Here is a 26,375-nt window from a genome sequence, read left to right as displayed (position 1 = left end):
CGAAAAAAGCGCTGATTATTCAGCGCTTTTTTATTGGTTCTAATCTTCCACCACAATGGGCTTGTCTTGATTCTGAGGTAATTGGTTGCGCCCCAACATCAATAAGCATGGCGTTAATACCAAGGTAAGTACGGTAGCAAAAGCCAGCCCCCCCGATACGGCCGTCGCTAGTTGTGACCACCACTGCGTGCTTGGTGCACCAAACTCAATTTTTTGATTGATTAGGTCGATATTCATTTCCAGCACCATCGGCAGTAAACCAAGAATGGTGGTCACTGTAGTTAGCAATACCGGGCGTAAACGCTGTACACCAGTGCGAAGAATTGCCTCACGTTTTTCAATTCCACGCTGACGTAATTGATTGTAGGTATCAATCAAGACGATATTGTTGTTAACCACAATCCCCGCCAATGCAATCACACCAATCCCGGACATCACAACACCGAATGGGCGTTGGAAAATCAATAACCCTGCAAAGACACCGACGGTAGAGAACAGCACCGCACTTAAAATCAAAAACGCTTGATAGAAACTGTTGAACTGAGTGATTAGGATTAATGCCATCACGACCAATGCAACTAAGAATGCATTTTGTAAAAACGCCGAGGAGTTTTGCTGCTCTTCATTTTGCCCACGCAATTTAAACTCAACGCCTGGGGCAAAGTCGATTTTCCTCAGTGCCTGCTCAATTTTAGGCAGCTGTAACGCGAGGTTATAGCCTTCGGCAATATCGGCTTTAATACTGATGATACGATGACCATCAACGCGATGAATCGTATCTTGTTTATGATCCGGAACAATGCTAGCAAAGTTAGTGATTGGTACTAACCCCATCGCGGTTTTCACTCGAAGTTGATCAAATTTGCCAATGTCTCGTTTGTCTTCAGGATAACGAACTAAAATATCCACTTCTTCATTGGCATCGTCCGGTAAATAGTCACCCAGTCTCAAGCCGTTCGTCACAAACTGCACCGTATTTCCCACCAAGGTTGCATTGGCACCAAAACGAGAAGCATCATCGCGGCGAATATCAATCTGCCAATCAATGCCCTCTTTGCTCGAATTGTCACTAATATTGGTCAATGCCGGATAGTTATCTGCCCATTCACGCACTTGTTTGGCGGCGAAATCGAGTTGGTCCAAATCTTGTGCGGACATTTCGATCACCAGATCGTGTTCAACCGGAGGGCCAGCATCAGGAAACTTATATTCTATCTCGACACCAGCGTATTGGTCCGTCGTCTGTTTTAGATCCTCAATAATGGTTTTAACCTTACGGCGATATTGCCAATCTACTGGTGTAATTTGGATTTGACCGATTTCATCGTCGCCACCAGTGCGGGTATAAACACTCTCAAATTCATCATGACCCAGCATCATTTGCTCAATATCACGCATAATCTGATCTTTTTCATTAATCGACAGATCGCCATAAGAGCGCACTTTGACAGTAAAAAAGGCGGGATCGACTTCAGGGAAAAATTCAGCCCCCAACCCTGCTTTGTTGTAAGCCGTGCCCACGCCAAAAGCCATCGCCACCGCCAACAATAAAATTTTAAGCGGGTGGTTAAGAGCGACATTGAGCGTGTGATAGTAGAGCTTAGTAATACCCGTCGCCTGCGTAAAATCACCATCATGCAGCGCCACCATTCGCTGGCGACTTTCTGCAGTAACGATTTGCGGCTTACCGAATAATCCACCAAGCACAGGGACAAAGAGCATCGCCATCACTAAAGAGGCGCTTAAGGTTGCGATCAAGGTCAATGGCAAAAACTTCATAAACTCACCCGTAATATCGGGCCAGAAGAGCAATGGTGCAAATGCGGCAAGTGTGGTTGCCGTCGAAGCGGTAATTGGCCATGCCATACGTTTAGCTGCATCTCGATAAGCTTGTTTTCTCGGCGTGCCTTCCTGCATACGCCGATCAGCAAACTCGGTCACTACAATCGCACCGTCCACCAGCATGCCAACTGCCATAATGAACGAGAACAACACCACGATATTAATCGTGACACCAAACACCGCTAATACTAGTAAACCAGCTAGGAATGAGCCGGGAATCGAAATCCCCACCAGCATCGCTGTACGCATACCTAAGATTGCGATGATCACTATCACCACCAATATGATGGCGGACAAAATGTTGTTTTGCAGATCGTTAAGCATCATCCGTACATCGTCGGACTGATCCCAAGTGTACTTAACTAATAGATTATCTGGCCATTGCGGGCTTTTTTGCGCTTCATTCAGCACCGCTTTGACAAGTTCCACCGTCTCGATAATATTTTCACCGGCACGCTTGCTCACATCGAGCACCACCGCCGATTCACCATCAAGGCGAGCATAGCTTTCAGGATCGCGAAATGCGCGACGTACAGTCGCGACATCAGCAAAGGTGATCACTTGCTTACCCTCGACTTTGATCGGCAGTTCTAACACATCTTTAAGCGAATCAAATACTGATGGTACTTTAACGGAGAAACGCCCATAGCCGGTATCAACAAAGCCTGCTGCGACCACTTTGTTATTAAGCGCGATCAAATTGTAGATATCGGCCTGATCTAAGCCATAACTTTCCATCAATAACGGGTCGACAATGATCTCGACGATATCTTCGCGATCACCGGCGATTTCAACCTCAAGCACTTGGCGGTAACTTTCGAGTTTATCTTGTAAACGACGCGCGATCTGTATGATGCTGCGCTCTGGTACGGTGCCATAAAGCACTAACGATAAAACAGGTTCTTCAGAGGCAAAGGTGACCTCATTAACCGTTGGCTCATCGCTGTCTTCAGGTAACTTAGGCTTAGCAAGATCAACGGCATCTCGCACATCTGCCATCGCTTTATCAAGATCAATCCCAACCGAGAATTCAAGCATCACCGAGGCGTGTCCTTCTCCTGCGGTTGAGGTCATCTCTTTTACCCCTTCAATAGAACGCAGCTCTTGTTCTATTGGCCTGACTAACAAGCGCTCAGCATCAACGGGAGAGATTCCTTGATGCCCTACTGAAACGTAAATGATCGGAATGGTAATGTCTGGACTCGACTCTTTCGGAATGGTTACGTAAGTGATCACTCCTGAGATAAGAATAAATACCAATAGCACCAGCATGGTACGAGTACGAGATAACGCCGCATCAATAAGAGTAAACATACGACCGCCTATTGATTCGCTGGCTGTTCATCAGCCATAACTGCCTTCACACGGTCACCATCACGAACAAAGCCTTGCCCGGTGGTAATGATATCGACTTGCTCGCCGAGTCCCGTCAACCAAACGCCATCTTGTTCTGCTTTCACTAACTGAATCGGCACAAATCGCACTTTGTCTTGCTCAACTAAAGTCTTTACTCCCAAGTTACCTGATTCATCTAACGCCAACATTGCTGGCGTGACTTTGACTGCAAGTTGATCTTTAAGGTTGAGCTCCACTTCGGTACTGACACCGGCTGGAATCAATTGCTGTGGGTTAGCAACCTCAACTTCAATGGGAAAGGTATTGGTGGCGGTTGAGGACACTCGCGCGATGTATCGCACTTTCCCTTGCGTCTCTTGACCGTTAATAAAGCGCACCGTCGCAGGTTGATTGAGTTTGAGATCTTGAATATGACGTTCACTGACGTCCGCTTCTATCACGATTTGTTGTAAATCAATCAAGGTCGCGACAGGATCGCCCACGCCAACAAAATCGCCGAGTTCAATAAACAAATGATCGACCACTCCCGAAAACGGGGCTTTCACATCCGTATTGCGCAATGCTAATCGAGCATTACTCACCATCGCTTTCGCCTCAACCAACATCGCTTGAGCATTAGCAAAAGCAACTTCACCCTGTAAGCCCTTACTTTTCAGTGATTGAGCGGCATTAAACTCTTTTTCCCTCACTTTGAGCATGGCCAAAGCGCGTTGCAATTGAATCGCTAAATCGCCTTTATCAATGCTTGCAATCACTTGATTACGCTTAACGCTGTCACCCTTTTTGACTTGTAAGGCAACAATCTTACCGGCAATTTCCGCCCCTAACTGAGCCTGCCTATCCGGCGCAGTGCGCCCATAGAGATCAATACTCTTATGTACCGATTCTGCTGAGAATGAAGTAAATGCTACTTTTGCCAATGGGATTTCACTGGTTTGTGACGATTTTTGCGATGGAATCTCTTGTGAATTACTTACTCCCATCGCCAGCCAAACCCCGAGTACCAGCACCAGAGCTAGAGAAATAAGATAAGGTCTTACTGAAAGAAAACGGAAAATAGACGACTTAGCCATAACTATCCTTAGCGGTAAAAAGTTCTTGTGCTTGGAATTCCTTTTTCTACGCACCATTTGTCGCTTGAAATCAAAAAGATGTATTTCTAACTCGTGGTTAGCATAACAAGGCTAAACGAGATCACAAGACAACAAAATGAAACAAATTTTTTAACCTCAACAATTATGATCGCGATCATTAATTCAACATTGTCTGTTTGCTAGGCATAAAAAAAGCTGCACTAGGCAGCTTTTCGAATTCAGATGTGCAACTTATACGCTAAATGATGCACCACAACCACAAGTTGTGGTCGCATTTGGGTTGTTTACGAAGAAGCGCGAACCCTCAAGACCTTCGGTATAATCAACTTCACCACCAATAAGGTATTGCAGACTCATCGGGTCAACCACTAGTGTTACACCACTGTTTACGATCGTCGTGTCACCGTCATTGATGTTCTCATCAAACGTGAAACCATACTGGAAACCACTACAGCCACCACCAGTGATGTAAACTCGTAATTTCAGGTTTGGGTTTTCTTCTTCTGCAATCAGAGTGTTAACGCGCTTCGCCGCCGCATCTGAAAACGTTAGGGGGATATTGGCTTCGCTCACACCGACCTCTCTCACTTGTTTTTACTGCTTTTGTTACCTTAATTAGGCTTATTCTTTGCAGTATTCGTTTGGTATTAATAGAGTGATTATCTAATACCTGAGTGCAGCGTTCAAGTATTCACCACTGATTACTCTTTTTCTAATTGTATTTACACCCATTTGTATGCGTTTTAACCCGATTATGTCAGAAAACGTTTTTCAAGCCGTAATTGGGAGTTACAATGCCCCCCTAAGTTAGTCCGAGTAATCACAGAGGATATACCAATGACCAAATCGGAAGACCTGTATCAAAAAGCACAAAAAACCATCCCTGGTGGCGTTAACTCTCCAGTACGTGCTTTCAACGGCGTTGGTGGCGCTCCAATCTTTGTTGAACGTGCGGATGGCGCATTTATTTTTGATGCCGATGGCAAAGCCTATATCGACTATGTGGGTTCTTGGGGTCCAATGATTCTGGGTCACAACCACGCACTGATTCGTGAAGCGGTAATTGATGCAGCACAACGTGGCCTAAGCTTTGGTGCGCCAACAGAACTTGAAATTGGTATGGCTGAATTAGTTACTGAGCTCGTTCCATCAATGGAACAAGTGCGTATGGTTAGCTCAGGCACTGAAGCAACAATGAGTGCAATTCGTCTTGCACGTGGTTTCACTGGTCGTGACAAAATCATGAAATTTGAAGGTTGCTACCACGGTCATGCCGACAGTCTTTTGGTAAAAGCTGGTTCAGGCGCACTAACGTTAGGTCAACCTAGCTCACCAGGCGTACCTGCAGATTTCGCAAAACACACACTAACTGCTACTTTCAACGATCTAGATTCAGTGCGTGAACTGTTCGCGGCGAACAAAGGCGAAATTGCATGTATCATCGTTGAGCCTGTTGCAGGCAACATGAACTGTATTCCACCAGTAGAAGGCTTCCATGAAGGGCTACGTGAGATCTGTGACCAAGAAGGCGCACTACTGATTTTTGATGAAGTAATGACTGGTTTCCGTGTTGCTCTTGGTGGCGCACAGGCTTACTACAACATCAAGCCAGACCTAACCACACTGGGTAAAGTGATTGGTGGTGGTATGCCAGTCGGTGCTTTCGGTGGTCGTCGTGACGTGATGCAATACATCGCGCCAACCGGTCCTGTTTATCAAGCAGGTACACTTTCTGGTAACCCAGTAGCGATGGCAGCGGGTAACGCATGTTTGAATGTGCTGCGCGCAGAAGGCAACGAAGAACGTCTTGGCAATATTACTAAACGTCTTGCTGAAGGCTTTAAACAATTGGCTGATAAGCACGGTATTCCACTCGTAGTAAACCAAGTGGGCGGCATGTTTGGCTTCTTCTTCACTGACCAAGACAAAGTGACATGCTATGAAGAAGTGACCAAGTGTGATGTTGAGCGCTTTAAGCGTTTCTTCCATCTAATGCTAGATCACGGTGTTTACCTTGCACCTTCTGCATTTGAAGCGAGCTTTACTTCGCTTGCTCACGGTAACAAAGAAATTGAAGCAACATTAGGCGCTGCTGATCGCTGTTTTGCGATTCTGGCTCAAGAAGCTTAATTTGTAACGAAATACTCGGTAAAAGGCTGCCAATGCAGCCTTTTTTATTGCCAATTGATGACGACCAATAGCGCTAAGCAAATAAGCACAATGGCAAACCAAGGAATTCGCTTAGCGGTTTTACGAGTTTGGCTTTCGCTGCATTTATCGTTATTACAACACCCCATCACTTAACTCCTGATTGATAACACTTAGAATTCCAGCCATTATATACTCATAATATAACCAAGTGACGCCTAACCTAGTCATCCTCGCGAAAATATGCAGCTCGAGGTTACTTGGGTATAACCTTATAACTTGATTCTTAATTGGGCACTATCGTGACAGAAAAACTAAAAATCACCTCAGGACATTGGGTTCTGATCGCAGCATTGCTTGCTGCAGGCTTTGCTTGTTTCTTGTTAGTCGAGCCTTATATCAACTCAATTGTGATGGCATTTATTCTCTCGCTACTGATGTTCCCTATTCATCAATGGATTGAGAAAAAACTGCCTAAACACCCGAATGTTGTTTCGCTACTGTCCTGTGTGGTATTAACTTTTATCATCGTTATTCCACTCCTGTTTGTCTTTGCAGCGATTGTTCAGCAAGGTACTGTCTTCTCACAAAACGTTTACTCTTGGGTTACTCATGGTGGCATTCAAGAAGCCTTTGCGCACCCTTGGGTGGTTAAAGTTCTTAAGTTAGTCAACACTTACCTACCATTTGAGGAAATCAAACCACAAGAAATTGCCGCTCGTATCGGTCAATTCGCTACGACCTTTGGTAGCAATATTGTTGGCTTTAGCGCCAAGATTTTGGGGGACGCGACCAGCTTTTTGATGTCCTTTTTCTTGATGTTGTTTGTGCTGTTTTTCTTATTGCGCGATCACGACAAAATCATCTCAGCAATGCGTCATATTCTGCCACTATCTCGCAGCCAAGAAGACAAACTACTCAACGAGGTTGAGAAGGTGGCAAAATCCGCTGTGATGGGATCGTTCTTAACCGCGATCGCGCAAGGTCTTGCGGGCGGTTTTGCGATGTGGCTTGCCGGATTCCCTGGGCTTTTCTGGGGCACAATGATGGGTTTTGCGTCATTTATCCCAGTCGTCGGCACGGCACTCATTTGGGTTCCAGCGACTATCTACCTCTTCCTAACTGGTGATACGACTTGGGCCATCTTCTTGTTAATTTGGAGTGTGGCAATCGTAGGTTCAATTGATAACCTTCTACGACCATTATTAATGCAAGGCAGCGCGGGAATGAACACGCTGATGATCTTCTTCTCTCTACTTGGTGGCCTGCATCTCTTTGGCTTGATTGGTTTAATCTACGGTCCAATCATTTTCGCCGTCACTATGGTGCTGTTCTATATCTACGAAGAAGAGTTTTCTGATTTTCTCGACCAGCAAGATCGAACGTAAACTTGATACCTTATCGTAATCATCAAAGCCTTGGCCTCTGTTCCAAGGCTTTTTGTTTCATTCTCAATATGTTGCCCATCTCACCGCTTTATTGGTGACAGATAAGTTAGCACCAAGCAAAGCTTTGTGAGAAAATCCCCCACTGTTTTATATCACTGAGCCAATCCATGTCTGCTTATACTGCCCCAAGCCAAATTGCTGAGCGCCAACTTGCCTATTTTGAAGGCAAACACGTCCTGGTAGCCGGCGAAGCTGAAGACTTATTTCCGATCGAGCTGCAAAAGTACTGTGAATCCGTCACGGTATTTACCACTCATTACGGCTACTACGATCAACTTAAAACCAGCAACAACATTACTTGTGTATTTGGCGCAGAATTTGATCAACCAACCCAAGCGGACTTAGTGTTGCTTTATTGGCCGAAAGCAAAAGCAGAAGCAGAATATTTGCTGGCAATGCTGATGGCAAAGTTGGGCAAAGATACGGAAATCGTCGTCGTAGGTGAAAACCGCTCTGGGATCAAAAGCATTGAAAAAATGTTTAAACCATACGGTGTTATCACTAAATACGATTCTGCTCGTCGTTGCTCTTTCTATTGGGGGCAATGTACTCAAGACGTGGCACCATTTGATATGCAGCAATGGTTTAAGACCTACCACGTCAATTACCAACAGCATCAATTGACGATTAAGAGTTTACCGGGTGTATTCAGCCATGGTGAATTTGATATCGGTAGTAAACTACTGCTAGACACTTTACCTAACCTGTCAGGTAAAGTGCTCGATTTTGGCTGTGGGGCTGGAGTAATCGGTTCGGTAATGGCTACCTTAAACTCTACCATTGAGCTAGAAATGTGTGATATCAGCGCATTAGCGATTGAATCATCAAAGGCAACACTGAGAGCGAACAATCTGCAAGGTAAAGTATTCGCGTCTAACGTATATTCAGACTGCGCCGATGATTATCAATTTATTATTAGCAATCCACCATTCCATTCGGGCTTAAACACAAGCTATGGAGCAACGGAAACATTGTTAAAAGACGCGCCAAAACAGTTAAAATCGGCGGGTGAATTGATTATTGTGGCTAATAGCTTTTTGAAGTATCCACCAATTATCGAACAATCTTTTGGTCATTGTGAGACGCTCAATAAAACCAATAAATTTACGATTTACCACGCGCAAAAATAATCCTATGCCCAGCCAAAACCTTTGGTTGGGCATTATTTTCCGCATTACCTGCCAAATTTCTATCCGAGAAACTCCGCCCTCAACAGTGACGGATACACTTAGTACCTTATGCGCTGCCTACCACGCTTTGTGTTGGACTTACTTGTCAAAGCAAAAAAACTCGTTAATTTTGTCATTTTAGGAAAATTCACACTTCTTCGTTTTTGACGAGCCCTTCTCATGTGCGATGCCGCCCGCGAAACAACCGAAGTGACATGTTTTAACCCCTGGTTAATTTGAACCAGCTTTCATGGAAAGTAATCATCTCATTATGTTTAAGTTGTACCGCAAACAGAGATTTAAGCGCCTGCAACATACGCTGATGCTAGCGTTTCTTGCACTTAGCATTACACCGTTGACTGTTATTGCGCTGTTTTTTCTGCATTCACATAGCCAAGACTTACAAGAACAAAGCACCTCTCACTTAATTTCTGTTCGAGATAGTAAGCAACAGCAAATTGTCGATTATCTTAACGCAAGGGAATCAGAGGTTATGGGCGTCGTGCGCTCGGAACTCGCTTATGCCAGCGGTGGCCGCTTCTATGGTTTAGTCAACGCCTTTCAAAACCTTGGCCTCAACATTGAGGATGCAAGACAATTGGCACAGCAGCGCTATATCATCGGATCAGGTGATCAAATAAAAACGTCAATTTTGCCGGAGTCTGAGGTATTTAATGCGACGGAACGCTACCGCCTACTGCACAAGCGTTATCACGGTTCGTTTTTGGAGTTACTCAAACGCTCTGATTTTGACGACATTTTGCTGGTCGATATTAACGGCAACGTGACGTATTCGATTTATAAGCACGACTATTTTGGCACCAACTTACTTGACGGAAAGTACCACAACGACAACTTAGGAAAGGCATTTAAAGCGCTGCAGGACGAAGTCGCACAGAAAAGAAAACAAAGCCTCGACTATACACCCGTGGTTTTTTCTGACTTTGCTGAACATGAAGGAAAAAGTTACGCCTGGATTGGTGCTCCAATTATTCAGCAAGGTTACCTACACAGCTACGCAATGTTCCGCTTGCCGAATAATAGCTTAACCAAGTTAATCGCTGACAATAATAACGTCTGGTCGATCAAGACATTATTGGTTAACAAGAACAATCAATTACGCACACTTTCTTATAGCCAAGAAGATGTTGATAACAGCCAATCGATTATCAATCAAGCGTTTACTCAACCTACCTCAGTTGGCACTTTTACCAATAGTTTAGGTGAAGAAATTATCGCCGCTCATAGTCACATTCAAGCTAAAGGATTGGACTGGGCATTAGTGGTCGAAGTATCAGAAAAAGAGGCATTCTCTCGCATCAAACAACTCGAAACCTTGTTTGTCATCGCGATGCTGGTTGCTATTTTGGTGGTGATTGTCTCTTCTCACTATTTATCCAATTTCATTACCGCACCATTGCTGAAACTCACTTGGTCAGCCGAAAAAGCCTCCGCTGGCGATCTCAGTGCGGAGATCAATACTGAACGGACCGATGAAATTGGCCGCTTAGCAACCGCATTTGAACGAATGCAACGTTCTATTCGTGAAAAAATGCAGCTGATTCGAGAGCAAAATGAAGAGCTAGAGAACAACCTAAAGTTAATTCGTAAAAAGAATGAAGAGTTGCAACTGGCCAATAAACTTAAAGATGAGTTCTTAGCAACAACCTCACATGAGCTAAGAACGCCCTTACACGGTATGGTCGGAATTGCTGAAGCATTAATTTCTGGTGCGAACGGCCCTATTCGTTCCGAGCATAAGTATCAACTAGGCATCATCATTAGCAGTGGACAGCGTCTAACCACATTAGTGGACGACTTGCTCGACTATCACAAAATGCGTTATGGCAATATGGATATCGATACCTGTGCGGTAGACCTATCCAGTGCCACACGCTTAGTACTTGAGCTTTCTTCCCATTTATTAGGCAATAAACAGATTCGAATTATCAACCAAGTGCCCGTTGAGCCAGTTTGGGTGTGCGCAGATCCGCAACGACTTGAGCAAGTGCTATATAACTTAGTTGGTAATGCCATCAAATACACGCGTGAAGGCAAGATCGTTATCTCTGCCAATATTGTCGACGCAAAAATGCGCGTTCAAGTGGTCGATACCGGCCAAGGCATTCCCGCCGATCAGCTGGAGCATATTTTTGAACCTCTGATTCAAGCTGGCGATGATGCCAGTCGTTACCGTCAAGGTGCAGGATTAGGCCTCTCTATTAGTCGTCAATTAGTTGAACTAATGGGCGGTTCTTTGTACGTCAGTAGCCAGCCTATGGTCGGCACGACATTTAGCTTTACGTTACCACTAGCCACCGAAGATCAGGTTGCACAAGCTCGCCATAGTGACAGCTTACATTTCCAAGCTCCTGAAAGTTACGCCATGGAAGAGACGGTAGAGGCGAGTCTACCGGAAAATCCTGATGGTGAATTGTTACTCGTCGTTGATGACGAACCCGTCAACTTACGCGTTTTAGATAGTTTCCTTCGTCTCGCCGGCTACCGAGTACGCACAGCAAAAGATGGCTATGAAGCTCTGCAGTCAATCGAAGAAGAGAAACCAGAACTTGTGCTGCTGGATGTTATGATGCCTGGCCTGAGTGGTTATCAAGTGTGTGAGTCGATACGTGAAAGCTACGATAATATCGAGCTTCCAGTAATTATGCTTACCGCGCTCAATCAAGCGGACGACCGAATTCGTGGTTTTAACTCTGGTGCGAATGACTATTTATCTAAACCGTTTAATAAGCAGGAACTCGCCGCGCGTATTTTAGTGCACCTATCGGCAAGCCAGGCGGAAAAACGTCGTATCGAAAACCAAGTGTTGCAAGACGAATTGCGCCACCGCGCGGCCGTTGAAGCCAGCTTGATTGAAACTCAAGGCAGGCTTTTAGAGCAATTAGAATCAGCACCAGAAGCCATCGTGTGTACACGTAATGACAATCGAATTCGCTTCGCGAATGAGGCTGCAGCACGACTATTTAAGCGCTCCGTAGAACAACTCAAGCGTTCAAGCTCAGAAGAGATTCTTGCCCCTCGATTCCTCGATATCAGCCAAGAACACTACTGCGGGAAGGTTGATATTTATGTGGAAGATATGCGTCAACATATCGATGCAGACATTTTGCGCCTACCTGAGGCTTCTGGCCTAAAATCAATGTATATCTTTGATAACGGTGGTGGTGTAAACGCTCAACGCATCAATAACTTAGAAACTGCAATTGAAGCGCTAAGCAGCTACGCTTTTGATGGTGATAAAGGCAAGCTACAGCAACTGAAAGAGCTCGGCGGCGAATTTACACGCTTGGCAGATCGCGTTAGCAGTGACCAAAAATCTAAGCAAGATTTGATGCGTGAAGTACTGGTGGACGCAATGACCACAGCTCTGGATTATTGGGAAAGCTCATCAGGTCACAGCAAATTTACTTTTGCTGAGCAAAGTGGTCTATGGCGAGTTTATTTGGACCGTAGTACGCTACAAACTCGAACTCTGGATAAATATTTGCGTATCGAAACTCTACCGAAGACGCCACGCTGGCGCACGGTGTTGAATTCACTAGAGTACATTTTAGATAACTGCAAAGATATGACCAAAGAGCGAACTAAGATTGAAGAGCTGCGGGATAAGCTGCAGTATTTGCTCACCACTTAGCGCGATAAAATAAGTACGATATAAATGCTAAGCCCACTTTCAAAGTGGGCTTTTTTTTGCCTCAATCTTACCCGTAAAAACAGTTTTTACACGGCGAAAAACAACCCAAATATCACCGTCAAAATTGCGTATTTTTTTGCTAATGACAGACTCAATTGCAGTAAAAAAGCACAATCTGACCAATATTAGAACGTATTTGAGAGAGTTATCACAATAATTCGGCAGAATTAAATTAGCGTGTGAAATTAACCTTTTACATTAGCAGTGACTAAGATCTCACATCCAAAAACAAGAACGCAAACCTTTAAAATAGATAACTCATAGCGATAGTAACCACTTACATAAGTGTATCAACCGGCGGATTTTTGCGAGCTATATCAACAGGGGATTTTCACCAATTTGGTGCAATTGAGATTGAATATTTACGTTATTGACGTGAACGGAGGTGTTTTTAACGTTTTTGACGGGAAACGCAATTGCTAAACCGACGAATAAGGTGTTTTCTTAACCCTGCCTGAGGTCTACAGGCCACTCAGGATGAATGACAACCTCCGACGTTATCCATCCTTATTTGAGGTAGGCCTTAGTGAGTGTTCATCAATTGATAACATTCGTATCCATTAGTGAAATGAAAGCAAATAGTAAGGAACAGCTATGCTTGCCAACATTAAAAAAACTGCACTAGCAACAGCGATCATCGCAACAGCAACTACTGGTTTTGCATCAGTAGCAACTGCTGCAGAACGCAGTGAACTAACAATCTACCCTAAAGAATTTACAACTTTCGTTCGTAACTTCAACCCATTCTTAGGTGCTACTAACCTACATACAACAACTGACTTTATTTACGAGCCTCTAGTTGTATTTAACGAAATGCAAGGTAACACTCCAGTATTCCGTCTAGCAGAGAACTACACAATTGCTGACGATCTACTAAGCGTTGTTTTTGACATTCGTAAGGGTGTGACTTGGTCTGATGGCGAAAAATTCGATGCTGATGACGTTGTTTACTCATTTGAACTAGTTAAAGCTAAACCTGAACTAGACCAAAGCGGTATCAACAACTGGGTTTCTAGCGTTGAAAAATTGAACGACTACCAAGTTAAGTTCAACATCAAAGAAGCTAACTCAAACGCAGCTTACGAAATCGTTAAAGTACCTGTAGTTCCAGAGCACGTCTGGAGCAAAGTTAAAGATGCAGCTACCTTCACGAACGAAAACCCAGTAGGTACTGGTCCATTTACTGAGATCGATACATTTACTGGTCAGCTATACATCCAGTGTGCTAACCCTAAATACTGGGATGCAGACAACCTAGATGTTGACTGTCTACGCGTTCCTCAAATCGCAAACAACGACCAATTCCTTGGTAAAGTTGTAAACAGCGAAATCGACTGGTCTTCTTCATTCATTCCAGATATCGATCGTACATACGCAGCAGCAAGTCCTAACCACCAATACTGGTACCCGCCATCAGGTACTCAAGCATTCGTAGTTAACTTCAAAAACCCAGACGCAGCTAAGAACGAAGCACTAACTAACGTTGACTTCCGTCGCGCGTTCTCTATGGCTCTTGACCGTCAAACTATTATCGACATCGCATTCTACGGTGGCGGTACAGTGAACGACTTCGCTTCTGGTCTAGGTTACGCATTTAAGACTTGGTCTGATGAAGAAACTCATAAGAAATACCAAGGCTTCAACACATACAACGTTGAAGGCGCTAAAGAGCTTCTAGCGAAAGCTGGCTTTAAAGATGTGAACAAAGACGGTTTCGTTGACACGCCATCTGGTAAATCTTTCGAACTTCTAATCCAATCTCCAAACGGTTGGACTGACTTCAACAACACTGTTCAACTTGCTGTTGAGCAACTAGCTGAAGTTGGCATCAAAGCGAAAGCTCGTACACCAGACTTCTCTGTGTACAACCAAGAGATGCTAGAAGGTACATACGACGTTGCATACACTAACTACTTCCACGGTGCAGATCCACACATGTACTGGAACAGTGCATACAACTCTGAACTGCAATCTGGCGACGGTATGCCTCGTTTCGCAATGCACTTCTACAAGAATGCTAAGCTAGACCAGCTACTAAACAGCTTCTACAAGACTGCAGATAAAGCGGAACAATTGGAAATCGCTCACGGTATCCAAGCGATCATCGCAGCTGACCAAGTAACGATCCCTGTAATGTCTGGTGCATACATGTACCAATACAATACAACTCGCTTCACTGGTTGGTGGAACGAAGAAAATCCTAAGGGCCGTCCAAACGTATGGGCTGGTATCCCTGAACGTCTACTACACGTACTGGACCTAAAACCAGTTAAGTAATAGATATTCAATCTAGCGGCGCACATTCCGTGCGCCGCACATCCCCCCCTAATCCTATCGGTCGTTTAAGGAATGGCGCAAAGCGTCAGGGGATTTTTACGCTCAAATTTGTGGTTTCGCTAAGAGCGACCTGACACCAGGGACAGGAAATATCTGGGTGAGTAAGGTGTAAGTTATGGGTTATTTTTTAAGACGTTTGTCATTTTATTTTATCGCGCTCCTAGTTGCCGCGACTTTAAACTTCATTATTCCACGAGCAATGCCTGGTGACCCAGTTACCATGATGTTTGCTAACGCAGCCGCTAACGTTACGCCTGAGCGTATCGAAGCGATGAAAAAACTACTTGGCTTCGTAGATGGTCCACTTTGGATGCAATACTTGGCCTACATGAAAAACATTCTAAGCTGGGAGTTGGGTACTTCAATTCAACTTTACCCTCTATCAGTAAATGAGCTACTAGGTGGCGCATTTGGCTGGTCACTATTCCTAGCTGGTACAGCAGTAGTACTTTCGTTCTCTTTGGGTTCGATTCTTGGTATCTACGCAGCTTGGCACCGCGGCAGCAAGTATGACGCGTTCATCACTCCGGGCATGCTAGTTATTCAAGCAGTACCTCAAGTTGTTATTGCGATGATTGCACTGTTTACCTTTGCTATCGGCTTAAAGTGGTTCCCAACTGGCTACGCTTACACAGCGGGTACAACACCAGATTGGACAAGCTGGGCATTCTATAAAGATGCGGCTTACCACGCAGTGCTCCCTCTTGTCTGTGCATCTATCGTTCAAATCGGTGGCTTCTTGGTAAACATGCGTAACAACATGATTAACCTACTTGCAGAAGACTACATCACGATGGCTAAAGGTAAGGGTCTAAGTGAAAAACGCGTGGTATTCAACTACGCAGCACGTAACGCGATGCTTCCAAGTGTAACAGCACTTTCTATGGCACTAGGTATGGCGATCGGTGGTCAGCTTATTATCGAGATCATCTTCAACTACCCAGGTCTAGGTTCAGTTCTGTTTAACGCAATCAAAGCGCGTGACTACCAAGTTCTTCAAGGTCAGCTACTTATCATGACGCTATTCATGCTGTTCTTTAACCTACTGGCTGACATGCTTTACGTTGTACTAGACCCTCGCCTACGCAAGGGAGGCAAATAATTATGAAAGGCTTCGTTAAACTCGTAATCGGTAACCCGATGGCCCTAGTGGGTAGCATCATCTTAATGGCATTCCTATTTATTGCCCTATTTGCACCAGTATTGGCAAAACATGCGCCAGATAAACGTACAGGTAACCCACATGAATACCCTGCTTTCGTTGTGAAAGCAGCAAAAGCAAACCCAGATGGCTGGGTAGCAACTAACCTAGCAGATGACCGCCGTACACTTGCAATGTCTAAGAAAGCGGATCACGTAATGGGTACTAGCCGTATGGGTCGTGACATTTGGTCACAATTCGTACACGGTGCGCGCGTGTCTCTATCTGTCGGTTTCGGTGCTGGTATCGCAGTATGTTTCTTAGCAACGGTAATCGGTATCTCGGCAGGTTACTTCGGTGGTCGTGTCGATGACTTCTTAACCGCAGCGATGAACATCATGTTGGTTATACCGCAATATCCACTGTTGTTCGTATTGGCGGCATTTATCGGTGAAGCAGGCCCTCTCACCATCGCCTTGATTATCGGCTTTACCTCCTGGGCCTGGGGTGCGCGTGTTGTACGTTCGCAAACCATGGCTCTGCGCGAAAAAGAGTTTGTTAAAGCAGCGGAAGTATTGGGTGAATCTTCATGGCGTATCATCTTCATTGAGATTCTGCCGAACCTAATTCCAATCGTTGGTGCAAGCTTTATCGGTTCTGTTATGTACGCAATCATGATGGAAGCCACCATTTCATTCTTGGGTCTGGGCGATCCAAACACTGTGAGCTGGGGCATCATGCTTTACAACGTACAAACGTCTTCATCAATGCTAATCGGCGCATGGTGGGAACTATTAGCTCCTTGTTCTGCACTGATTATTCTAATGACTGGTCTTGCACTACTTAACTTTGCAGTAGACGAAATTGCTAACCCGCAGCTACGTTCACACAAAGGCATGAAGCGCTGGAAGAAACTAGCAGAACAAGAGAAGAAAGAGCGTGAGCTTGAGCTAGCGCCTCAAAATGCAATTTTGAGCGGAGATAAATAATTATGACAGCACCACTAATTTCTATCCGCAACCTTTGCGTAGACTACATTACAGCAGCAGGTGATGTACGCGCATGTAACGACGTAAGCTTTGATATCGCTCCTGGTGAAGTATTTGGCCTTGCTGGTGAGTCTGGTTGTGGTAAATCAACCGTTGCGTTCTCGCTAATGCGCCTACATAAGCCGCCAGCGTTCATTACCGGTGGTGAGGTAATTTTCAACGGTGAAAACATTCTAGAGTACAGTGATGAACGCATGCAGGCATTCCGTTGGAGCGAAATGTCGATGGTGTTCCAAAGCGCGATGAACGCTTTGAACCCTGTATTAACGATGGAAGAGCAGTTCTGTGACGTAATCATGCGTCATACGAACATGACTCGCGACCAAGCGCGTCGCCGTGCTGAAGGTCTGTTGGAAATCGTGGATATTCACCCAAGTCGTTTGACGGACTATCCTCACCAGTTCTCTGGTGGCATGCGTCAACGCCTGGTTATTGCAATTGCACTAGCTCTAAATCCAAAGATGATCATCATGGATGAACCGACTACAGCACTAGACGTAGTAGTTCAACGTGAAATCCTACAAAAGATTTATGCGCTAAAAGAAGAGTTCGGATTCTCGATTCTGTTTATTACTCACGACCTTTCTCTAATGGTCGAGTTCTCAGACCGTATCGGCATCATGTACTCAGGTGAATTGATCGAAGTTGCTCCGTCAAAAGAAATTTTGACCAGTCCATTCCACCCTTACACCAAGGGTCTGGGAAGTTCATTCCCTCCACTGACTGGTCCAAAAACTAAGTTAACCGGTATTCCAGGTAACCCATTGAACCTACTTGAAGTACCGCAAGGTTGTCGTTTCCAAGCTCGTTGTGACCGCGTACATGAAAAATGTACTCAAGTACAAACCGTATTAAGACAGATCGAGCCAAATCGCTTCTCAAACTGCCACCTTTACGGTGAGCCAATTGCCCAGACCAAAATCTAGCAATCTGATAAGCAAAACGAATAATTTCTGGAGACAATTATGAGCAAAGATTTCGGCGAACTACTGATAGAAGGTAAAAACCTGATTAAAGATTTTCCTATCAGCAGTAATGCCCTAAAACAACCAATGATGCGTGCTATCAATGACGTGTCATTCAAGATGTACAAGAGCCGTGGTTTGGCTGTGGTTGGTGAATCTGGTTCAGGTAAATCAACAACTGCAAAGATGATTGCAAAAATGTATGCACCGACGTCAGGTACAATTACCTACAAAGGTCGTGACATTCTTGATATTCATTCTGGTGCAGACCTAATGCACTACCGCGAAGGTGTGCAAATGGTATGGCAAGACCCGTTTGGTTCTCTAAACCCAACGCACACTATTTTCCACCACATTGCGCGCCCACTTTTAATTCACAAAAAAGTAAGCCCAGGCAATAAGAAGGAACTAGAAGAGCGTGTATATGACCTGTTGGAGCAAGTTGGCCTAATTCCGCCAAAAGCGACATCAGAGAAATACCCTCACCAACTTTCTGGTGGTCAACGTCAACGTGTTAACTTGGCTCGTAACATCGCAGTAGGCGCTGAAGTGGTACTCGCTGACGAACCAACATCCATGCTTGACGTATCGATCCGTGCTGGTGTTCTTAACCTAATGGAAGAGATGAAGTTTGAGAAACAAATGTCTCTCCTTTACATCACTCACGATATCGCAACAGCGCGTTACATCGCAGAAGATCTAGCGGTTATGTACGTTGGTCACATGGTTGAATGGGGTGATACTGAAGAGATCATTCACGATCCTCAACACCCTTATACTCAACTGTTGGTATCTGCGGTGCCAGATCCAAGTAAATCTATTCACGAAAAACTGAAAGGTAACAAAGGCGAAATTCCTCTTTGGACTCCTACATCAGTAGGTTGCCCATTTGCAGGCCGATGCATGCATGTAACTGACAAGTGTCGTGAAAAATTACCTGGCGTCACTCAACTGTCAGAAAACCACTTTGTTCGTTGTTACCTCTTCGAAGACTAAGCACTAATGAGCCAAGAGTGAAAACTCTTGGCTCTACTCCCTAACCAATGCCATTACTTTTTTGCGGAGACAGCAATGCTGCTAGTTACTAACCATATTGGTTATGAATCCCTTGGGCCTAAACAGGCTGTTTTGATGACGAGAAAGCCTCGCCTGTCTACTACCACTGCCTTACTGGTGTGTGCTGATAGTCATCAGACTGTTGCGTCAATGGAAGTCAATAAAGGCGGAAAAGTCGCCCATTGGCACCAAGGGAATTTTTTTCGCATTGATTTCTCTGAATTTAAGCAAGCAGGCCGTTATTACTTACGCTTTGATAATATTCGTTCTGAAGTATTTGAAATTGGCACCGGCGTGCTAATGCAACGTACATTTTCCGATGTAATTCACTACTTCAAGTCACAACGTTGTAGCGGTGTTTTTGACAAGAAAGATCGTCACGCAAAACCTCTCGGTAGCGATGAAACCGTGGATGTCCATGGTGGTTGGTACGATGCATCCGGCGATGTCAGCAAGTATCTAAGCCATTTATCCTACGCGAACTATTTCAATCCACAGCAAATCCCAATGGTGGTGTGGAACATGCTCAAAGGCTTTGAGCTTTTGGGCAACAATGAGAAATTTGCCAAATTTTCTGCAGTGCGTTTACTTGAAGAAGCCTTGTTTGGTGCAGACTTCTTAGTGCGCATGCAACATTCAACCGGCTATTTCTACATGACCGTTTTTGATAAATGGTCAAAAGATATCAATCAACGTGATATCTGCGCTTATGCCACGCAACAGGGTCATAAGTCTGAAGATTACCAAGCGGGCTTTAGACAAGGTGGCGGCATTTCAATTGCGGCGCTTGCAAAAGCAGCGAGTACAAAATTTGAAGGTGAATACTCTTCCGCTGACTATTTACAAGCGGCAGAAAAAGGCTATGCGCATCTCAAAGAGATGAACCTCGAATACCTTAACGATGGTGAAGAAAATATCATCGATGAATACTGCGCCCTATTGGCGACAGTTGAGCTTTTCCGCGCAACGAATAATGAAGAATACCTCACAGAAAGCCGCATTTGGGCAAACCGATTAGCAGCACGCCAAACCTCTGACCAAAACATGCAACATTACTGGTCAGCAAACAGTGACGGCTCTCGCCCATATTTCCACGCAGCCGAGGCTGGCCTGCCCGTTATTGCGCTATGTGAATATCTTGCAATTGAAATGGATGCAGATCAGCAGCAAGTGATCAAACAAGTCGTCACTCAAGCTGTTGAATTCGAGCTGACTATCAGCACAGAGGTTGCCAACCCATTTGGCTACCCACGCCAATATGTAAAACCAGTTAATGGCGAAAAACGCAGCGCATTCTTTGTCGCGCATGACAACGAAACAGGCTACTGGTGGCAAGGTGAAAATGCTCGCTTAGGATCACTCGCAACGATGGCGCTGATGGCGATTCCATTTGTCGAACAAGAGACTCAACGAGCACTGCTGCAATACGCGCAAAATGCTCTGAACTGGATTGTGGGTCATAACCCATACAACATGTGCATGTTGGATGGTTTCGGCCACAACAACCCTGATTACCTACCTGAGCTTGGTTTCTTTAATGCCAAAGGCGGCGTATGTAACGGTATTACTGGCGGTTTTGATGACGAAGAAGATATCGCCTTCAAACCGGAAGCGCAAAAAGATGACATGTTGCAGAACTGGCGCTGGGGTGAGCAATGGATTCCACATGGTGCATGGTACTTACTGGCGATCATGACCCAATTTAACCACTTTGACAGTATGAAGGGTTAAAGAATGAAACAGTTTTACGTTGGCATCGACGGCGGCGGTACCTCTTGCCGCGCGCGTATTCGCGATGAGCAGCATAATTTGTTAGGTGAAGCCAAAAGTGGCAGTGCAAACATCATGTTGGGTGCCGATATTGCAATGGTTTCAATCATCGAGGCCATTGCTAGCGCTGCGCAGCAAGCAAACCTGACTCAAGATGACTTTTCTAACATGCACGTAGGTTTAGCGTTAGCCGGTGCCGAGCATAAAAATTCTTGGCAGGCGTTTATGGCGCAACTTCATCCATTCGCATCAATAGTGCTAAATACCGACGCCTACGGCGCATGCTTAGGTGCTCACAATGGTGATGATGGCGCCATTATGATTGGTGGCACGGGTTCTTGCGGTATCTTGTTAAAAGATGGTCAACAGCATGTGGTCGGTGGTCGCGAGTTCCCGATCTCAGACCAAGGTGGCGGTGCTGTAATGGGTTTGCGCTTGATTCAACAAGTATTGCTCGCTTACGACGGTATCGTAGCAACCACGCCACTCGTTACGCATGTGCTCAATCATTTCAATCATGATGTCGATGCCATTGTTGAATGGTCAAAAGGGGCTATTCCTAAAGATTACGGTCAATTTTCTCCGGCTATTTTCCAGTACGCCTTTGAAGGGGACGCTCTCGCTATCTCAATGCTGAAACAAACAGCAGCAGATATCGAGATGTTCCTTATCGCATTAAATAACAAGGGCGCTACTCGTATTTGTTTAATGGGCAGCATTGCAGAACGCATTCAAGATTGGCTCTCTCCACCTGTACAACAATGGATCGTACAACCTCAATTCGATGCAATTGAAGGCGCGATCATGATGGCAGGAAAAGCAGAGCATAATCTGTACTAAGGATTTTGTAGATATGAGCTATCGCATTGATCTCACCGTTTTATCTGAACAGAAACAATTCTGTCGATTTGGTGTCACATTACATAACTTGTCTGATCAAGACCTCATTGATTGGAAGTTGCAATTTATTATCGATCGCTATGTGCTTCCTGAAAGCGTTAACCATGGTGAAATCAAACAGATTGGTAGCTTTTGCACCATTACACCTGATGTTCAAATTCTCAAAGCGAATCAGCATTACTATTGCGAACTGAGCATCAATACTGCACCACTACGCTACTACACCGATGGCTTTAAAGATGCGTTAGTCGTAGAGCATAACGGAGAAGTGAGCCACCCTGTCGTGGTCACACCAATCGCTTTGGCCTCACCTTATCGTGAGCGTTCACATATTCCTGAAGTGGAAGCCTCTAAACTCGCTCTGATCCCTAAACCAAATCAGATCAATTTGTTAGATGGCTACTACCTGCTATCACCAAACAGTCAGATCACACTGAATTCAACGCGCGCCGAAGGTGCAGCAAACTGGCTGCAAGTTGAATTAGAAAGATTGTATGAGTTTAAAACGCACTCGATTGGCCATAGCGATATTCTATTTCGCGACAATCCGATCTTAGATGAGGGCGAGTACTCATTAACAGTAGGAAAAGAAGGTATTCGTATTGAATCTGGCTCAGCAGCAGGTTTTATCCATGCGTGTGCGACGCTACTACAGTTAGTCGAAGCAACAGACACTCGCAATACCTTGCGTGTTCGTCATGTGAAAATTTCTGATTCACCTCGTTTTCGCTATCGCGGCATGATGCTGGACTGTGCGCGTCACTTCCATCCAGTAGAGCGTGTAAAGCGCCTGATCAATCAGCTAGCACACTACAAATTCAACCAATTCCATTGGCATTTAACCGATGATGAAGGCTGGCGCATTGAGATCAAAGCGTACCCTGAACTCACCGACATTGGTTCTAAACGCGGCCCAGGCACTGCGCTTGAGCCACAATTCAGTACGCTCAAAGAAGTCTATCAAGGCTATTACAGCCAAGATGAAATTCGCGACGTCATTGCCTACGCAGCAGAACGTGGCATCACCGTGATCCCTGAAATTGATATTCCAGGACACTGCCGCGCAGCCATCAAATCACTACCTCATCTATTGGCGGATAGTGAAGACAAATCGCAATTTCGCAGCATTCAACACTATAACGACAACGTGCTATCTCCCGCACTCGCAGGTACCTATGAATTTTTAGATACCGTATTGGCTGAAGTGGTTGAACTGTTCCCATCACCTTGGGTTCACATTGGTGCCGATGAAGTACCCAATGGGGTTTGGATTGATAGTCCAAGCTGCAAAGCGCTGATGGAGGAGCTTGGCTACCAATGCCATAAAGAGCTGCAAGGCCACCTTCTGCGTTATGCAGAAAAGAGCCTGAAAAAAATGGGCAAACGCATGGTGGGCTGGGAAGAAGCTCAGCACGGCAACAAAGTAAGCAAAGATACTGTCATTTACTCATGGTTAAGCGAAGAAGCGGCACTCAATTGTGCCAGCCAAGGCTTTGACGTCATCATGCAGCCAGCTCAATACACCTATCTCGATATGACTCAGGATTACGCACCTGAAGAACCAGGTGTGGACTGGGCTGCAACGATTCCATTGGAAATCGCTTATGGCTATGAACCGCTGAAAAATGTGCCAGAGAGCGATCCGATTCGCAAACGCATTCTAGGAATTCAATGCGCATTGTGGTGCGAGATTATTACTCACCAACAACGCATGGATTACATGATATTCCCACGTCTAACCGCACTTGCTGAAGCCTGCTGGACCAACAAACAGCACCGTGATTGGAAAGATTATTTATCACGATTGAAGGGGCATTTACCACTCCTAGATAAACAGGGTGTGCAATACCGTCAACCGTGGAAACAAAAATAACCCTAACAATAATTGTTAGTAGTTTTTCTAGCTTTAAGTTTAACCACCTAAGAGTGGCTTGGTAAAAAGGAAACTAAGATGAAATACGGCTATTTCGATAATGACAATCGTGAATACGTCATCACCCGCCCAGACGTGCCTGCACCATGGACGAACTACCTTGGTACAGAAAAATTCTGTACTGTAATTTCTCACAACGCAGGCGGTTACTCGTTCTACAACTCTCCTGAGTACAACCGTGTAACCAAATTCCGCCCGAACGCGACATTTGACCGTCCAGGACACTATGTATACCTACGCGACGATCAAACTGGCGACTACTGGTCAATCTCATGGCAACCAGTTGCGAAAAGCCTTGATGAAGCAAACTACGAAGTTCGTCACGGCTTGTCTTACTCGAAATTTAAGTGTGAATACAACGGTATCACCGCAACTAAAACGCTATTCGTACCAAAAGGAGAAGATGCGGAAATCTGGGACGTAGTGATCAAGAACACCTCTGATCAACCTCGTACCATTAGTGCATTCTCTTTTGTTGAGTTCTCATTTAGCCATATTCAATCAGACAACCAAAACCACCAAATGTCTCTGTACTCAGCGGGTACAGCATACAAAGATGGCGTGATTGAATACGACCTATACTACAACACCAATGATTTCGAAGGTTTCTACTACCTAGCTTCAACGTTTGATCCTGATTCATACGACGGCCAACGTGACAGCTTCCTAGGTCTATACCGCGACGAATCAAACCCACTTGCAGTTGAACAAGGTAAGTGTTTTAACACCGCACAAACTTGTTACAACCACTGTGGTTCGCTACACAAGCAATTCGTGATTCAACCAGGCCAAGAAGTGCGTTTCGCATACATTCTAGGTATCGGTAAAGGTAACGGTGAGCGTCTACGTGCGAAGTACCAAAACCTTGCTGAAGTTGACAATGCATTCGCTGGCATCAAAGCACACTGGGATGAGCGTTGTGGCAAGTTCCAAGTGAAATCGCCAAACGAAGGTTTAGACACCATGATCAACGCGTGGACGCTATACCAAGCAGAAACGTGTGTGGTTTGGTCTCGCTTTGCATCATTTATCGAAGTCGGTGGTCGTACTGGTTTGGGTTACCGCGATACTGCGCAAGACGCAATCTCGGTACCACACGCAAACCCAGCGATGACGCGCAAACGTATTGTTGACCTACTTCGTGGTCAAGTGAAAGCGGGTTACGGTCTACACCTATTTGATCCAGATTGGTTCGATCCAGAAAAAGCGGACGTGAAACCATCGAAATCACCAACAGTGGTACCAACACCTTCAGATGAAGATAAGATCCACGGTATCGAAGATACGTGTTCTGATGACCATCTATGGCTAGTTCCAACCATCTGTAAGTACGTAATGGAAACTGGTGAGCACAGCTTCTTTAACGAAATGATCCCTTACGCAGATGGTGGCGTTGCAACTGTTTACGATCACATGAAAGCCGCACTGGACTTCTCTGCTGAATACGTGGGTCAAACCGGTATCTGTAAAGGCCTACGTGCAGACTGGAACGACTGTCTAAACCTAGGTGGCGGTGAGTCATCAATGGTGTCTTTCCTACACTTCTGGGCTCTACAAGAGTTTATCGATCTGGCGAAATTCTTGGGTAAAGCAGAAGACGTTGAGAAATACACTGTAATGGCGGCGAACGTGCGTGAAGCATGTGAAACACACCTTTGGGATGACGAAGGCGGTTGGTACATCCGTGGTCTAACTAAGAACGGTGACAAGATCGGTACTGCGCAGCAAAAAGAAGGTCGTGTACACCTTGAGTCAAACACACTAGCGGTATTGTCTGGTGCGGTTTCTCAAGAGCGCGGTGAGAAAGCGATGGATGCAGTAGATGAGAACCTATTCTCTGAATACGGCCTACACCTAAACTCACCATCATTTGCTACGCCAAATGATGACATCGGCTTCGTCACTCGCGTATACCAAGGCGTTAAAGAAAACGGCGCTATCTTCTCGCATCCAAACCCTTGGGCTTGGGTTGCAGAAGCGAAACTTGGCCGTGGTGACCGTGCAATGAAGTTCTACGACGCACTAAACCCATACAACCAAAACGACATGATCGAAAAACGTGTGGCAGAACCATACTCATACGTTCAGTTCATCATGGGCCGTGACCACCAAGACCATGGCCGTGCAAACCACCCATGGCTAACAGGTACATCTGGTTGGGCTTACTTTGCCGTGACTAACTTCATTCTAGGTGTGCGTACTGGTTTTGATGGTCTAACTATCGATCCATGTATCCCAACTAACTGGCCTGGTTTTGAAGTAACTCGTCAATGGCTTGGCGCAACTTACAACATTAAAGTTGTCAACCCAGACTCAGTAAGCAAAGGCGTGAAATCAATCACTGTAAACGGTGAATTGGTTAACGGCAGCGCAGTACCAGTGCAAGCTGAAGGCAGCGTAAACGAAGTTATCGTTACTCTAGGCTAAAAACATCGGGCAGCCATTAGGCTGC

General features: G+C 45.2%; 17 protein-coding genes. 13 read left to right on the top strand and 4 right to left on the bottom strand.

The features are described from left to right. Nucleotides 1–39: 39 nt before the first annotated feature. From Vt282_RS02435 to erpA, 3 genes are all read right to left on the bottom strand, one after another. Nucleotides 40–3,156: an efflux RND transporter permease subunit gene (locus Vt282_RS02435; RefSeq protein ID WP_162062466.1), complete on the bottom strand. Its 3,117-nt coding sequence runs from the start codon at nucleotides 3,154–3,156 to the stop codon at nucleotides 40–42. 8 nt (nucleotides 3,157–3,164) lie between these two features. Continuing rightward, entirely contained in the window at nucleotides 3,165–4,271 is a 1,107-nt protein-coding gene (locus Vt282_RS02430; protein WP_162062465.1) for an efflux RND transporter periplasmic adaptor subunit, read from the bottom strand. A 252-nt stretch (nucleotides 4,272–4,523) separates the two neighbouring features. After that, the gene (gene erpA / locus Vt282_RS02425) at nucleotides 4,524–4,865 is read right to left on the bottom strand and encodes an iron-sulfur cluster insertion protein ErpA (RefSeq protein WP_162047130.1); all 342 of its coding nucleotides are present in this window, start codon (nucleotides 4,863–4,865) and stop codon (nucleotides 4,524–4,526) included. Nucleotides 4,866–5,129: 264 nt separating this feature from the next. On the opposite strand from erpA, the gene hemL reads away from it, so the two are divergent. Further along, the gene (gene hemL / locus Vt282_RS02420) at nucleotides 5,130–6,422 is read left to right on the top strand and encodes a glutamate-1-semialdehyde 2,1-aminomutase (protein ID WP_162047131.1); all 1,293 of its coding nucleotides are present in this window, start codon (nucleotides 5,130–5,132) and stop codon (nucleotides 6,420–6,422) included. 44 nt (nucleotides 6,423–6,466) lie between these two features. On the opposite strand, the gene Vt282_RS21175 is transcribed toward hemL, so the two are convergent. Continuing rightward, nucleotides 6,467–6,589: a hypothetical protein gene (locus Vt282_RS21175; RefSeq protein ID WP_269472595.1), complete on the bottom strand. Its 123-nt coding sequence runs from the start codon at nucleotides 6,587–6,589 to the stop codon at nucleotides 6,467–6,469. 153 nt (nucleotides 6,590–6,742) lie between these two features. Here Vt282_RS21175 and Vt282_RS02415 point away from each other — a divergent pair, with 153 nt between their 5' ends. From Vt282_RS02415 to Vt282_RS02360, 12 genes are all read left to right on the top strand, one after another. Next, nucleotides 6,743–7,828, top strand: a complete 1,086-nt coding sequence (locus tag Vt282_RS02415) for an AI-2E family transporter (protein WP_162047132.1) — start codon at nucleotides 6,743–6,745, stop codon at nucleotides 7,826–7,828. A 167-nt stretch (nucleotides 7,829–7,995) separates the two neighbouring features. Continuing rightward, nucleotides 7,996–9,018, top strand: a complete 1,023-nt coding sequence (rsmC, locus tag Vt282_RS02410) for a 16S rRNA (guanine(1207)-N(2))-methyltransferase RsmC (protein WP_162062464.1) — start codon at nucleotides 7,996–7,998, stop codon at nucleotides 9,016–9,018. 289 nt (nucleotides 9,019–9,307) lie between these two features. Continuing rightward, entirely contained in the window at nucleotides 9,308–12,712 is a 3,405-nt protein-coding gene (locus Vt282_RS02405) for a response regulator (RefSeq protein WP_415663433.1), read from the top strand. 654 nt (nucleotides 12,713–13,366) lie between these two features. Continuing rightward, nucleotides 13,367–15,049, top strand: a complete 1,683-nt coding sequence (locus tag Vt282_RS02400) for an ABC transporter substrate-binding protein (protein WP_162047134.1) — start codon at nucleotides 13,367–13,369, stop codon at nucleotides 15,047–15,049. Between the two features lie 175 nt (nucleotides 15,050–15,224). Further along, a complete protein-coding gene (locus Vt282_RS02395) occupies nucleotides 15,225–16,211 on the top strand; it encodes an ABC transporter permease (RefSeq protein ID WP_162047135.1) in 987 nt (328 codons plus the stop codon). A 2-nt stretch (nucleotides 16,212–16,213) separates the two neighbouring features. Beyond that, a complete protein-coding gene (locus Vt282_RS02390; RefSeq protein ID WP_162062463.1) occupies nucleotides 16,214–17,239 on the top strand; it encodes an ABC transporter permease in 1,026 nt (341 codons plus the stop codon). A 2-nt stretch (nucleotides 17,240–17,241) separates the two neighbouring features. After that, complete coding sequence (locus Vt282_RS02385; protein ID WP_162062462.1) at nucleotides 17,242–18,225, top strand: ABC transporter ATP-binding protein; 984 nt, start codon at nucleotides 17,242–17,244, stop codon at nucleotides 18,223–18,225. 39 nt (nucleotides 18,226–18,264) lie between these two features. After that, entirely contained in the window at nucleotides 18,265–19,260 is a 996-nt protein-coding gene (locus tag Vt282_RS02380) for an ABC transporter ATP-binding protein (RefSeq protein WP_162047138.1), read from the top strand. Between the two features lie 75 nt (nucleotides 19,261–19,335). Beyond that, the gene (locus Vt282_RS02375; protein WP_162062461.1) at nucleotides 19,336–21,051 is read left to right on the top strand and encodes a glycoside hydrolase family 9 protein; all 1,716 of its coding nucleotides are present in this window, start codon (nucleotides 19,336–19,338) and stop codon (nucleotides 21,049–21,051) included. A 3-nt stretch (nucleotides 21,052–21,054) separates the two neighbouring features. Next, on the top strand, nucleotides 21,055–21,930 hold the full coding sequence (locus tag Vt282_RS02370; RefSeq protein ID WP_162062460.1) for a glucosamine kinase nucleotide-binding domain-containing protein: 876 nt from the start codon (nucleotides 21,055–21,057) through the stop codon (nucleotides 21,928–21,930). Nucleotides 21,931–21,943: 13 nt separating this feature from the next. Next, nucleotides 21,944–23,863: a beta-N-acetylhexosaminidase gene (locus Vt282_RS02365; protein WP_162047141.1), complete on the top strand. Its 1,920-nt coding sequence runs from the start codon at nucleotides 21,944–21,946 to the stop codon at nucleotides 23,861–23,863. A gap of 78 nt (nucleotides 23,864–23,941) precedes the next feature. Beyond that, a complete protein-coding gene (locus tag Vt282_RS02360; protein ID WP_162062459.1) occupies nucleotides 23,942–26,350 on the top strand; it encodes a GH36-type glycosyl hydrolase domain-containing protein in 2,409 nt (802 codons plus the stop codon). The last annotated feature ends 25 nt before the right edge of the window (nucleotides 26,351–26,375 follow it).

Origin of the sequence: Vibrio taketomensis, from assembly GCF_009938165.1 — a bacterium.
GTDB classification, from domain to species: Bacteria; Pseudomonadota; Gammaproteobacteria; order Enterobacterales; family Vibrionaceae; genus Vibrio; species Vibrio taketomensis.
Note: the sequence above shows the minus strand (reverse complement) of the source record. Positions and strands in the feature narration are given on the sequence as shown.